The following is a 12453-nucleotide window of genomic DNA, read 5'->3' as shown; positions in this document are numbered from 1 at the left end:
ACTGGGAAGACTACGACGACGAAGATGACCTGGATGATGAAGACTGGGAAGACTACGACGACGAAGATGACCTGGATGATGAAGACTGGGAAGACTACGACGACGAAGATGACCTGGATGATGAAGACTGGGAAGACTACGGAGATGACCTTCCTCATTGGAAATATCATACAGCATATGAAAAAACAGGCAACTATACAGTAAACAGAACACTTTATTATCATTATGTAACTTCTAAAGCATTTTATGCTTGTGGATCTGCTTTCGAGCCATACGCTCCAGATTGCCCTAATGATAATAAAAAAACAGCATATAAAGACACAGCATCTGCCGGTAACGGATACAATTATGATGATTCATATTTAGATGCATATGTATTGCCAAATACTGGTATCGGTCAAAATTCTGTAGTGAAATCCATTGATATTGATGATCTGGATAACAAACAAGCTTCAGATGACAGCGGCAATACCAGTAAAGAAAATGTAGCAGTTCAAACAGCTGATGCAAATGAGAATGATTATAACATTTTCGCTATTCTTGCATTATTGCTTGTTAGTTTAATTGTTATAATTTAAGAAGGCAAATTTTAATGGGAAATTCATTTTTCCCTCTATTTTTATTTTTTTGATAACTTTTTTATATTATTTTTAATTATATTATAATACATGAAAGATTTGTTTGATTATTGTGAATTTGGAGAATTTAAACTTAACAGCCGTATCGTAAGAACAGGTTTATGGGAATCTGAAAGGGAGCAATCCGGAAATCTTACACCAGAGATATATGACAGATATGAAAACATTGCCGCAAGCGGTGTCGGATTAATCATCAGTGAGCTATTTTCACTTTATCCGAGAGATGGTTTCAGCAAATATTCAAATACCGTTAACTATAACCGCTTTGTGCGTGAAGCAAAAGACCTGACTGATCTTGTTCATGTATATGATGTTCCTATTTTTGCTCAGCTTGGTTTTGTCCATTACAATAAAAAGACAGAACAGCACGTTAAAATAGAGGACATTACAATAGATGACATCAGAAAGATTCAGACTGACTTTATTATTGCAGCTGAAAAATTTGATTATGCAGGCTTTGACGGAATCCAGATAGCTCTTGGAAACTACTACTTTTTGACAAGATTCATCAATCCATATTTCAACAAAAGGGAAGACAAATACGGCGGAAACACCCTTAACAGATTAAGAATTGTCCTTGAAATAATTAAAGTAATTAAACAAAACACTAAACTTCACATTAACTGCCGTTTGAATGCATTTGATATTCAAAAGGGCGGAATGACCATAGATGACACTGTGGAAGTTGCAAAAATCCTTGAAAAATACGGCGCTGATTCTCTTCAGATTACACGTCCACGTTCTCCACAGTATTTTTCACGTGAAAACTATCATAAAAGCATTCTTGCAAGTTCATGCGAAAAGATCATAGATAATGTGAACATTCCTGTGATTATGGGTGGCGGAATCAAATCACAAAGGCAAATCAATAATGTTTTAAACAAGACAAAAGTAGAGTTTATTTCCATGCAGAGGCCTTTTGTAGCCGATCCAAGCTTTTTGGTTGACTGGAAAATCGAGGGCGACGGTGAGGTAAAGTGCAGGACATGCAATAACTGCTACTGGAAAAAGACTTCAACATGTTTCCTATATCCTAAGGCTCCGCTGAATATTGATTAGTCTTTAGGATAGCTTCTGAATTTTTCCAAAAAATTATTCATTTCCTCTTCTATTTGTGTCAATGTGACAATTGGCTTGTAGGTTAAAAGTGAGTTTAAAGCTATTAAAAACGGTATTGCTTCACCGACAGTAACGTTTTTGAATTCAAGATCCTGATATGTTATCATGAAGTTTCCGTTTAGATGCTCATCGATTCTAAGGCCGTGAGGAATGAAATTTATTTCTCCTTTTTCTATCAGCTGCTCTAAAACTTCAGTGCCTTCCTGAATGTCCCTGAATTCTATTTTTTCTTTTTTGAGGATTGGCTCTATGAAATCGAATCTGATGTCATAGTCATATTTGGAGTATTTTTGTCTAAAATAGCTGTCAACCATAAGATAGTTGATAAATAGTTCATGGTTGATAATTGAATACTTCTTGTTGTTGAGGATGAATTCCATAATAATATTCTATAAAAAAAGGTATAAAAGAATAATCATTGTATGATTATTCTTGCTGTGGTGTATATTTTTTAAGTGAAATCTCTTTGAACTTGCGGATAAAGAATTTCGCCCAGATGTATCCGACGGTTCCTCCTACAAAACAACCGAATACAACACCTGCATAGATTCCTGTCAGTCCCCAGCCGAATATGAAACAGAAAAGATATGCAAATACACTTTCCAGGATTAAAGACCTTAAAAGTGTGATTAAAAGGGAGTATGTTCCTTTACCGACACCCTGAAACATCATTGATGACATGATTCCATGAGGAATTGCAAGAACGAAAAGGGTCAGTACTGAAAGAGCTGTTGCAATTTGAGGAGCCATTGCGGCACTTGCGGAAGTGTATGAGAACACTGTTGCAATCTGGTTTGAGAATATAAACATTATGGCTCCAAGAGCTATTGAAACTGCAAATCCGATTTTAATTGAATAGGAGTGTGCTGTTTTAAGGTTATGGTAGTTATGTGCACCGTATGCAACGCCTGCAACGGTCAGCACTGCTGTTCCAATACCTATTAAAGGAATCATACATAACTGAACTATCCTCATTGATGCAGTATATACAGCAACTGCGGTTGTTCCTGCTGCTAACACAAGCATACTGTTGATGATAATAGCAAGAGCTGAGAAAACAACGTTTTCAAGTGTTGAAGGGATTGCTACCTGCAATGTGTCAACCATGATTGCGGATGAGTAATCAAAGTTTTGAGGTGACAAATCAAGATATAAATCCTTTTTACCCCATATCCAGTAGCTCATTACAAGACAGGACAATATTGCTGAGAAAACGGTTGCCCATGCTGCCCCTGCAATTCCAAGGTTCAATACATAAATGAATACAGGGTCTAAAATGATGTTCATGATTGCAGTTACTGCAATAGCTATTGTTGCCCTTCTCATGTCTCCTTCAGACCTGAATATAGCTGATGCAACTCCGGAATATACAAAGATGAAAAGGAATCCGAATATGATGTAACTGTAGTCCATTGCATATTGTATTGTATCTCCTGCACCCATAAACTGAAGGATAGGTACCATGAATGCCTCAATGAGAATTGTAAAGATTACGGATACGATTATTGATAAAACGATAGCGTGCAATCCAGCGTTGTTTGCACCGTCACGGTTTCCAGCTCCGATATTTCTTGCAATCAGTGAGTTTGCACCTGCACCGATTCCGTTTCCAAGTCCCACCAGCACCATAAACAGTGGTGTGATAAATCCTATTGCCGCAAGAGCATCCGCTCCAAGACCTGCTACCCAGATACTGTCGGCAATGTTATACATCATAATCAATAGCATTGAAACCATCATAGGCAATGCCAATTTGATGATAGCCTTTTTTGGATCGCCTGTAATCATTTCAATGTTTTTACTTTTATTAGCCATTTTTACACTCTCCCTGATTCAACTCTATTGTCTTAATAGCTATTTCCTTTAATATTTCTTTTAATAAATCCTTTTCTATATATCCTTTATCTAAAATTACTTCGTCTTCCCATTGTTTCAATATTTTAACCGCCTCACTGAGGGTTTCCTCACCGTCTTGAGTGAGTGAAATCTTGTTTTGGCGCCTGTTGTTTTCATCTATTTCACGTTTGATTAGGCCTTTGTCTTCAAGCTTTTTTATTGACCTTGCAACTGAACCCTTATTGATGTTGCATCTGCTTGCAATTTTTTCCTGATTGATTTCGCACTGGTGTGATATTTCAAACAGCAAATGCAGTTGGGTTGCGGTTATATTCATATTCTCCAAGTGACGGTTGATGTATATTGTATGGCCTCTTGCAATCATTGAGATTAGTTTTCCAACGGGAAGAGCTTTTGCATCGATTTGTTTAAACTCTTCAAGTGACATCCTATCTACTCTATAAATGAATTGATCTTGTCTTCACACAGGTCCTTTTTGACTTCCTTTGTGGTCAGGGCAAGTGTCTTAACAGGTTTTTTTGAATATTTTTCCATCTGTTTGAATGAGCTTTCAAATCCGCTGCTTCCTGCAGTCATGAAGAATTTCACTTCACTGAATTTTCCTTCATTCTGTTTAAGGTATGAAATTATTGGATTTGCAGCTTTTGAAGCCCATACAGGTGCTCCGACATATACTATATCATAGTCCTCAGGGTTATATTTCAATGCTTCAAGTTCGACAATCTTTTCTCTGATTGCGTCCTTTCCTCCACGGGCATATCCTATTTTTCCCTGGTAGTTGACTTTTGGAATTACTTCTTCTATATCGGCATTTAGTTTATTGGCGATATTTTCCGCCAGTTTTTTTGTAATATTTGATCTTGAGTAATAAACTACTAATGATTTCATAGGTTATTATTAATGTTTTATAATATATAAACTGTTGCATTGACAACTATTGCAACTGCAACAATAATGCCTTATGGCAGTGACCTGCACAAACTGAAAATAATTTAACATGATATTCAAAAAATTATTAATAAAACAAAATAAAATATAAATATTATGGAAAAATTAAAAATAGCTAAAATAGTTTCAACATTGACACAACCTCCGATTATAACAATACCATTGTTTTTGATAATCTGTTATGTGATTTCACTTGAAAACGGCATTTTGAATTTCAATAAATTTGTAGCCTGCGAGATAGTATCCTTAATATTCGCATCACTGCTTCCAATGGTGATTATTTTACTGTGGGCTAAAATAATTAATACCGACAACGACATTTCAAACAGGCAGGACAGGTATGTTCCTCTTATCGTAGGTATAGTTAGCTATTTTATCGGAGTTCTCGTTTCACTCTTCCTGAATCTTGACAACTTCCTGACAGTTCTTCTTTTATGCTATTCAGTAAACACAGGAGTTGTACTGTTGATTACCATAAAATGGAAAATAAGCGTTCATACAACCGGAATCAGCGGACCGATTGCAGCATTGATATTGCTTTTGGGGCCTGTCGGTGCAGCTATTTCATTGATTTATCCTATTGTAATATGGTCAAGGGTCCTTCTTAAAAAACATACTCTTGCACAGGCAATATCCGGAGGAGTTCAGGGATTTTTCCTCACAGTCCTTGAGATGTATCTTTTCATGAACGTCTTCACCATGCCCATTTACGGAATGATAAGCCTTGAGATGTCAATATTTTATATACTGGCAATCATCATGACTCCTGTGATATTGGGAATTCTCAGCTATTCCAACATCGGAAATAAAAAAACAGTATTCTGGATATCCACACTTGTGGTCTTAGTAGCATTTGTTGGCCTGATGCCGATTGAAGTGACTGCAATATATGTCCTTATCACACTGACATCAATATTGATAAGCCTTTATGCCGGTGATGATTTTGTCTGGTTCAGGGTCTTGAAATCAGCATAATTTTTTGATTTCAAAATATCCTGCATAAACTTTTTCTTTACGGGTCCGAGATTGTCAAGATAATCCTGATAATAAGGACTCTCTTTAATTGATTCATAGTCTCTTTTAATCAACAGATATAACTCTTCTTTGTATTTTTCTTCAATTCCCATTAAAGCATATCGAGGACCGTTGATTTTGAAGGCAAGCAAATCAAAGAGGTACATATCATACCAACCATTTTTTATGAAAATGTCTATTAATATTTGGCCTGCAGCAACGGTGTCTAAAAACTTTGAGTCAACGGACTCGGTAATTGATCCCTCATGCTTTCTTCTCACATATAAGTGTCTTTTGATTATTGAAATATTATCTGCCTTTAGAAATGTATAGAAGAAAAAGGGCATGTCCTCAAAGTATATTCCTTCAGGAAACCTGGCATGTATATCGACTAGAAAGTCACGTCTGAAAATCTTTTGAGCGGCGCTCACGGATATGTCAAATAGAAAATCCCTGCATTCATGGGGATTGAAAACTCTGCCTTCAAAGCTGTCAGGGAAATTGTCCAGGTTAAACCAGCTGTTTTCGGAAAATTCCCTGCCGTCATATTTAATTATCTGAAAAATGGAAATGTCTGTGTCATTTGATGTTATCTCTTCATAGGCTGTCTTTAATGCATCCGCACAGTACCAGTCATCACCGTCGAGAAACATAACGTATTCGCCGCAAGCTATTTCAAGGGCGTTATTTCTTGAAGCTCCCGGGCCCTGATTTGTCTGATTTATAAGTTTTATTCTTTCATCTTCAAATCCGTTAATGATGTTTAAGGTGTTATCACTGGACCCGTCATTGACGATTATCAGCTCAAAATCATCAAATGTCTGGTTTAAAACGCTTTCAATGGCTTTTGCGATATATTTATCTTCATTGTAAACCGGCAATATTACAGATACTTTTGTCATAAGTCAACCTATTTATTAAAAATTATCATTTGCGGATTTCATCTCGTGGACTGCATTTTCCAGAAGATCATTGATGTTTTCAATCTTGACAAGTTTTGAAATCCTGCTGTGGTCTCTCACTGATTTTGGAATTTCACGGTATGTGTCGCCGTAAATCATGGACAGATAGTAATCGGTATCGTTTGGAACCTTAAATGAATGGTCCTTGAAATTCAGGGTTTTTAATGGATACAGTTTGTCGGTTTCAAGTATCTTTATCCTGTAGAAATCCTTAGGGCTTCTCACGCCTTCAACACCTGAGAGATAAAAGTCCTGCCTTTCCAGGCTCAAATTCATGCTTTCGCAGTATCTCTCCAAAACCTGACTGAACGGCATTTTTTCCTGATTTGCAAGATAAAACTCCGCCCTGCTTTTCATGAACACATCATCGATATTGGAAATCTCATTGGTTTTTATGTAGTCATAGGGAAAGATGTCGGTTCCCATAAAGCTGATTTTATGGTCCGGATGCCTGTAGGTTATCTGAGTCCATCTCAGAACAGGTTTTCCCTTGAATTTTGACTGCTGAAAATCACATTTGAGATTGGTGAGGTTATTTTCCTTCAATTCGGAAGTGAAAATTTTTATGAATCTGGAGTAGTCCGCTCTCATCATTGCAACGTCCAGATCATCGTCCCACGGGATGTATCCCTCATGGCGGACCGCACCCAAAAGAGTGCCGTAGTCAAGCCAGTAGTCTATGTCATGTTTGGCGCAGACATTGTCAACGAACTTAAGTATCTCAACTCCAAGGTCCTGAACGTTTTTCAGATAGCTTTTTGGAGTTATGTCATAATAGCAGAATAAGGTGTTCAGTAAAACATGATAGGAATCCAAAATATTATTTTTCTCTTCGTTTTCCGCCTCCAGTGCACTTATCCTTTTGGCCAAATCGGCAATTGCATCGGAATTGTTTTCGTATTCCTCTTTATAGAAATTGTACTTGTCGCTCTTGTTTAGAATTTTATCTTTGATTTTCTTGGATACCATCAAATCACTTATGAAATAATATATTGAAATTGGTTAATAATATTTATTATTGAATTGGTTAAAATATATAATTATAAAAAAAGATTTAAGGCAATCAAAATGAAGTACGGATTAATGAGTTATGATTATACAATCAATTTGGGAAATGAAATTCAGAGTATAGCCGCAAGACGCTTTTTACCTAAAATTGACTATTATATAGATCATGAAAAGATACATGAATTTGGCGACGGGGAAAACGTAAAGATGATTATGAACGCATGGTATCTGGATTGCCTCGATGCCTGGCCGCCATCAGAAAACATTGATCCGCTTCTTATTTCAATGCACTTCAACTCCAAAAAGGAAACACAGAACGTCATACTGTCAGATGAAAGCAGAGAGTATCTTACAAAGTATGGTCCTGTGGGCTGCAGGGACATCTACACACAGAACTTTTTGGAGGAAAACGGCATTGACGCCTACTTCTCAGGATGCCTTACACTGACTCTGGACTCAGGAAACAAGCATAACTGTAAGGATGAGGACAACGACTATGTTCTGATATCAAGCGACAAGTCAACAAAGCTTATTCCGTTTCTAAAAGAAAAGACCAACAAAAGGATATATGTTATCAATCAGGATTTCCTGCCATCATTTGAAAAGGCGTTTCCGGGCTCAATTCCAAATACACTCTACAACTTCACTTCATATTACAATGCCCAGGACAAGTTCTTCATAGCTGAAAACATCCTGAAACTGTATGAGAATGCAAGCTGTGTCATAACCGACCGTCTTCACTGCGCATTACCCTGTCTTGCCCTTGAAACACCTGTGCTGCTTTTCAATTCACGACCGAAACAGGAACGCTTTGACGGTCTCAACAATCTCCTGTTGCAGTCAAATCTTAATGATTACCTTAAAAACTACAATATATTCGATGTGGATAATCCTCCTGAAAACTCAAAGGAATACCTTAAAATCCGTGAAAAGCTAATTGAAAAATGTAAAAGTTTCACAGGCCACATCAACGAGTCATGCTACAGTGATGTAACATACAATCAGCTGCTTGACAGGACTACACTATTTTTATCCAGACAGTCCAATGACACCAGAAACTATATTGTTGACGTTTTGGATATGGCTGAAAAATACGAGGAAAAGATTCAAAAACAGCAAGAAACAATAGAAAAACAAAAAAAGATAATAGAAGAGTATAAAAACTCAACAAGCTGGAAGATTACATCTCCACTTCGTAAATTAAAAAGATAATATTATTTAAATATTGATTTTATTTTTGAAAGAAAGCTATTGGAATTCCTGTTGGTAACGACTTCTTCAAAGAGGTCTTCCCATTTTCTTGAAACAGATTCAATGGAAAAGTCTCTTCTGATTTTATCCTTGGCTTTCACACCCATTTTTATCGCATCATCTGGATTTTCAAGCATTCTTGACATTGCCCCTGCTAATTCATCAATATCATTCTTTTTCACTATTATTCCGTCAGCACCATTGTCAATCAAATCGTCAGGTCCATATTTCAAATCATATGCAATTACAGGTGTTGAACTGGCCATTGATTCGAGAAGCATTAAGGGCAGGCCCTCATGTTTTGATGTTAAAAGTGTGCACAGTGACTTTTGCATTTCAGCTCTGACATCCGGAATGTATCCCATGAAGTTGACACGATTTTCCAAATCAAGTTCGCCAACCAATGCCTTCAGCTTTTCATATTCCTCTTTTTCAGCCTCAACCAATGCCCTTCCGTATATGTCCAGATGGGCATCATCGTTTTTCTCGCTGACAATTTTAAATGCCCTGATTGCATCGGACATCTGCTTTTCAGGGGAAATCCTGGAGAATATGCTTATCTTATTCTGGTCCTTTTCAACATTCAAATCCTTTAGGAACTCATCATCGGCAAAATTCGGAATGACCCTGAACTTGCTTTTGTCAAATTCCCTTGAAAGATCCCTTGAAACTTCATTTGTAAGCAATACAAGAATGTCAAATTCATCGAGATGTTTCAGGTGATTGACTTTAGGGCTTACCTTGCCGTTATCATATGGATTTCCATGCATTGAAGCTATCTTATATGCCTCGTCAAGATCAATTCCGTCAATATTGTACCAGTGTTTTGTACTGTCACAGACGATAATCGGCATCTTTTTGGAAAAGCAGACCTCCCTCATGAAGTGATACAGGAGAGTCTTGTTGCTTTTAAATTCCATTTCACATCCGTCGTCACGGTTTATCAGACGATACTGCCAGCCTCTTTTTTGAAGGTAATTGAAGCCGTCCTTTGTGTAGAAATCTGAGTTTTTACCGCATTCGGATAAAACCAGACAGTCATCGATATATGTTTCGCTTTTAACAAGCTCATCTGATGAATAATAATTATAAACAACTGACTGGTCAGGATTCACGACCCTTTCGGCATCTTCATCCTCAACAGCCACTTTTTTGGTCAGATTCTGAGGATTGTTTTTTCTTGCATAATACTGATATAAGTTGATGAACTTAACCTTTTTTGACAATTCATTTTTCTCGCGGAAATATTCTACTGTATAATCAAAGTTTTGAACGGGGGTAACATTAAGAAGTGTAATGTCATATCCCTTTTCGGCCAGGCTGCTGGCCCTTCCGAGAACTGTAGAGCCCACACCACCAATTTCCACATCAAAATCAGCAAATAAAATGAAGATTTCCTTATCTTTAATATTCTGAGCCATCATAATCCCCCATCAGTGATATCCTGAAAACCTCTTGATAAACGGAATTCTGTTTATGATTAAAACCACTGCCCAGCTTGAAATGACCAAGGCCAGAATCAGAATCACTATTGTAACGCAGACCCCGCTTCCTGTCAAAACCCATCCTGCAGCGACAATCTCCAGAGGAACCATCAGTGTCCTGTGGAAAAGGTACATTCCGTAACTTGCCTTGCTGATGGAAGTATAAGCTCTTTTAATTATATTATTTTCAAATATATTTCTCACTTTAACGTAAAATCCGTCCTTAACCTCATAAAGGTACCTGAAGAATAAAAACAGTGCAGATGTCTGGATAATTGCTGAAAATCCTAAATCAAGATATGATGTAACGACATCTGAATTTGCAAATGCATAACCGTTAATGTATGACATTGAAAAGAGACCGTTTTCAGCAAGAACCTTTATAAATGAAACAACAATGAACACCAGCAGTGATAATGTTGCGATTCTCTTATTGCTCATTTTGAATTCGTGGGTTGAAAGGTAATAGCCCAGTACCAGATAAGCTATTGGACTTACAAACAGGTTCAGATTTATGAAATGAGTAATCTTGAAAACGTAAGTAATCTGGTAGAATATGGATCCTATAAGGAGCACCAGTATAAAGTATTCTATTTCCCTTTTTGAGGAATACTGTATGAACTTGTTTATCACAGGCAATGCCAGATAGACTCCGAATATCAGCCAGAAATACCATCCGAACTCAAGAGGCACCTTTGACAGATACTCGGAAATGCCTCCGAAACCTGTAAATGTTGACATTATGAAAAACAGCACTGCTGAATATATAATCACATAAAGTATATATGGATTTATTATCCTTATGAATCTCCTTTTAAAGAAATCCTTCAGTTCAATATCCCTGTTTAAGAGAAGGGCTCCGCTTATCATTAAAAACATCGGAACCGCAAAAATAAAAATCTGTCTTAGAGAAAATATTCTAAAATCCATTATTTCGGCATGGGGCCAAATTCTAAATACATGCAGCACTATAACGCTGATAATGGCCAATGCGCGCAGAATGTCATAATAAGCTATACGTTCTTTTTTTAAAATATTTCCTGTATTCATCAAGTATACTTTATTTATTTGAATGTATTTATAATTTTAGAAGCAAAAAAAGAAAAAAGAAAAAAAGAATTATATGATTTAGAATGTTTGGGTTCCACTTGTTGGAGATAGTGAAACACTTTGTGTGTCTAACAGATTGCTGTTTGAATCATATAATTTGATTGTAGCATAATCAGGATAGTAATGATATGCATCCGCACTGGTAATGTATAGATATCCGTCAGAGTGAACTGATGCCGGTACCATATTACCATTGTTTAAGCTGTTTCCATCACGTGAATAGAAAATCTGCACGATTACGTCCTTACCTGCATTTTCAGTACCTACATAAATTGTAGCGTAGGTCTTGTCTGATTCAGCACTTCCGGTCGAGAAGCTTCCTCCCCTAATCTTCATGGAAGTTGTCTGAGATTTTGCTGTTTTTTCAGGATTTGAGGATGCACTTTGCTGATTTGATGAATCCACTTTATCTGAATCACTGCTTGCTGATCCCGCATTGCTTGCACTGCCACTGTCGGAGTTTCCGGACATGTAGATGTATGCAAATGCACCTGCCAAAACAATCGCAACAATAACCAAAGCCACTATGATTATTTTTGTAGTATTGTCATCTGATTTTGTTTTTACGTTTCCCACTGAATTTATAAGCTCTTCATGATTGATTGTCTTTTCTTCAAGGGGGGTTCCACATTTCTTGCAGAACTTTGCTCCGTCGGAGTTTTCTGCATTACAATTTGAACATTTCATTTATCAACACCCATAAACTTTTCATGTCAGATAATACTATTTTAGTCACAATCTTTAATATATTTATTTGATAATGTTAAAAATAGTTTATTTAATATAAATGATGTATCAGTATTGAAAATAAATTTTATGTAACATTACTCAATACCATATAATTGAATATTTGATTTGAAATTTTGAAGTTAGATTAAAAAGTATGGAAAATATTAAAGCTAAAATTAATTTAAATGATAGGGGAGTGTCCGCTATTTTCTCTTTTGAATTTTTCTAATTTTAATTTTTGAAATCTATGATTTTATCATTTTCAATTATGTAATTATTAATCCATTTGTCAAATATGTTCATGTTTATTTCTTGTTTTTGTTTTTCTTTTTT

The 12453-nt window shown here is 36.4% G+C and carries 13 protein-coding genes; 4 read left to right on the top strand and 9 right to left on the bottom strand.

Annotation, left to right across the window (positions count from 1 at the left end):
• Together ACKI30_RS10030 and ACKI30_RS10025 are read left to right on the top strand one after the other, a co-directional pair.
• On the top strand, window positions 1-578 hold a 578-nt coding region (locus ACKI30_RS10030; protein ID WP_407412097.1), incomplete at its 5' end, for a hypothetical protein.
• Window positions 579-668: 90 nt separating this feature from the next.
• On the top strand, window positions 669-1697 hold the full coding sequence (locus ACKI30_RS10025; RefSeq protein ID WP_407412095.1) for a tRNA-dihydrouridine synthase: 1029 nt from the start codon (window positions 669-671) through the stop codon (window positions 1695-1697).
• On the opposite strand, the gene ACKI30_RS10020 is transcribed toward ACKI30_RS10025, so the two are convergent.
• Genes ACKI30_RS10020 through ACKI30_RS10005 form a run of 4 tightly spaced genes read right to left on the bottom strand, consistent with a single transcriptional unit; the run spans window position 1694 to window position 4502 of the window.
• Window positions 1694-2137, bottom strand: coding sequence for a hypothetical protein (locus tag ACKI30_RS10020; protein ID WP_407412093.1), 444 nt, complete (start codon window positions 2135-2137; stop codon window positions 1694-1696). The genes ACKI30_RS10025 and ACKI30_RS10020 overlap by 4 nt on opposite strands.
• Window positions 2138-2183: 46 nt before the next feature.
• Entirely contained in the window at window positions 2184-3572 is a 1389-nt protein-coding gene (locus ACKI30_RS10015; RefSeq protein ID WP_407412091.1) for an MATE family efflux transporter, read from the bottom strand.
• Window positions 3565-4041, bottom strand: coding sequence for a MarR family winged helix-turn-helix transcriptional regulator (locus tag ACKI30_RS10010; RefSeq protein ID WP_407412089.1), 477 nt, complete (start codon window positions 4039-4041; stop codon window positions 3565-3567). Before ACKI30_RS10010 ends, ACKI30_RS10015 begins: the two co-directional genes overlap by 8 nt.
• A gap of 5 nt (window positions 4042-4046) precedes the next feature.
• Entirely contained in the window at window positions 4047-4502 is a 456-nt protein-coding gene (locus ACKI30_RS10005; RefSeq protein WP_407412087.1) for a flavodoxin family protein, read from the bottom strand.
• A 156-nt stretch (window positions 4503-4658) separates the two neighbouring features.
• Here ACKI30_RS10005 and ACKI30_RS10000 point away from each other — a divergent pair, with 156 nt between their 5' ends.
• Window positions 4659-5537 (top strand): hypothetical protein, encoded by an 879-nt coding sequence (locus tag ACKI30_RS10000; protein ID WP_407412085.1) that lies wholly within the window; start codon window positions 4659-4661, stop codon window positions 5535-5537.
• Here the strand turns inward: ACKI30_RS10000 and ACKI30_RS09995 are convergent.
• Window positions 5489-6478 carry a glycosyltransferase family 2 protein gene (locus ACKI30_RS09995; protein ID WP_407412083.1) on the bottom strand — a complete coding sequence of 330 codons (990 nt, stop codon included), beginning with the start codon at window positions 6476-6478 and terminating at the stop codon, window positions 5489-5491. The genes ACKI30_RS10000 and ACKI30_RS09995 overlap by 49 nt on opposite strands.
• A gap of 15 nt (window positions 6479-6493) precedes the next feature.
• Window positions 6494-7507: a phosphorylcholine transferase LicD gene (locus tag ACKI30_RS09990; protein WP_407412081.1), complete on the bottom strand. Its 1014-nt coding sequence runs from the start codon at window positions 7505-7507 to the stop codon at window positions 6494-6496.
• 114 nt (window positions 7508-7621) lie between these two features.
• Between ACKI30_RS09990 and ACKI30_RS09985 the strand changes: the two genes are divergently transcribed.
• A complete protein-coding gene (locus ACKI30_RS09985) occupies window positions 7622-8758 on the top strand; it encodes a polysaccharide pyruvyl transferase family protein (RefSeq protein WP_407412079.1) in 1137 nt (378 codons plus the stop codon).
• Between the two features lie 2 nt (window positions 8759-8760).
• Here the strand turns inward: ACKI30_RS09985 and ACKI30_RS09980 are convergent, their stop codons facing one another.
• The 3 genes from ACKI30_RS09980 to ACKI30_RS09970 all read right to left on the bottom strand — a co-directional run bounded on the left by ACKI30_RS09980 (window position 8761) and on the right by ACKI30_RS09970 (window position 12078).
• Window positions 8761-10218, bottom strand: a complete 1458-nt coding sequence (locus tag ACKI30_RS09980) for a glycosyltransferase (RefSeq protein ID WP_407412077.1) — start codon at window positions 10216-10218, stop codon at window positions 8761-8763.
• 12 nt (window positions 10219-10230) lie between these two features.
• Window positions 10231-11331: an acyltransferase gene (locus ACKI30_RS09975; protein ID WP_407412075.1), complete on the bottom strand. Its 1101-nt coding sequence runs from the start codon at window positions 11329-11331 to the stop codon at window positions 10231-10233.
• 78 nt (window positions 11332-11409) lie between these two features.
• Window positions 11410-12078: a zinc ribbon domain-containing protein gene (locus tag ACKI30_RS09970; RefSeq protein ID WP_407412074.1), complete on the bottom strand. Its 669-nt coding sequence runs from the start codon at window positions 12076-12078 to the stop codon at window positions 11410-11412.
• Window positions 12079-12453 lie beyond the last annotated feature (375 nt).

It is taken from the genome of Methanobrevibacter sp., assembly GCF_045539575.1.
Lineage (GTDB): Archaea > Methanobacteriota > Methanobacteria > Methanobacteriales > Methanobacteriaceae > Methanocatella.
The sequence above is the reverse complement of the archived record's forward strand: the minus strand, read 5'-3'. Positions and strand labels throughout refer to the sequence as shown.

Excerpts from the sequence above, each read along its gene's own strand:
- ACKI30_RS10025 (WP_407412095.1), top strand. The coding sequence starts at position 669 with ATGAAAGATTTGTTTGATTATTGTGAATTTGGAGAATTTAAACTTAAC.
- ACKI30_RS10020 (WP_407412093.1), bottom strand. The coding sequence starts at position 2,137 with ATGGAATTCATCCTCAACAACAAGAAGTATTCAATTATCAACCATGAA.
- ACKI30_RS10015 (WP_407412091.1), bottom strand. The coding sequence starts at position 3,572 with ATGGCTAATAAAAGTAAAAACATTGAAATGATTACAGGCGATCCAAAA.
- ACKI30_RS10010 (WP_407412089.1), bottom strand. The coding sequence starts at position 4,041 with ATGTCACTTGAAGAGTTTAAACAAATCGATGCAAAAGCTCTTCCCGTT.
- ACKI30_RS10005 (WP_407412087.1), bottom strand. The coding sequence starts at position 4,502 with ATGAAATCATTAGTAGTTTATTACTCAAGATCAAATATTACAAAAAAA.
- ACKI30_RS10000 (WP_407412085.1), top strand. The coding sequence starts at position 4,659 with ATGGAAAAATTAAAAATAGCTAAAATAGTTTCAACATTGACACAACCT.
- ACKI30_RS09995 (WP_407412083.1), bottom strand. The coding sequence starts at position 6,478 with ATGACAAAAGTATCTGTAATATTGCCGGTTTACAATGAAGATAAATAT.
- ACKI30_RS09990 (WP_407412081.1), bottom strand. The coding sequence starts at position 7,507 with ATGGTATCCAAGAAAATCAAAGATAAAATTCTAAACAAGAGCGACAAG.
- ACKI30_RS09985 (WP_407412079.1), top strand. The coding sequence starts at position 7,622 with ATGAGTTATGATTATACAATCAATTTGGGAAATGAAATTCAGAGTATA.
- ACKI30_RS09980 (WP_407412077.1), bottom strand. The coding sequence starts at position 10,218 with ATGGCTCAGAATATTAAAGATAAGGAAATCTTCATTTTATTTGCTGAT.
- ACKI30_RS09975 (WP_407412075.1), bottom strand. The coding sequence starts at position 11,331 with ATGAATACAGGAAATATTTTAAAAAAAGAACGTATAGCTTATTATGAC.
- ACKI30_RS09970 (WP_407412074.1), bottom strand. The coding sequence starts at position 12,078 with ATGAAATGTTCAAATTGTAATGCAGAAAACTCCGACGGAGCAAAGTTC.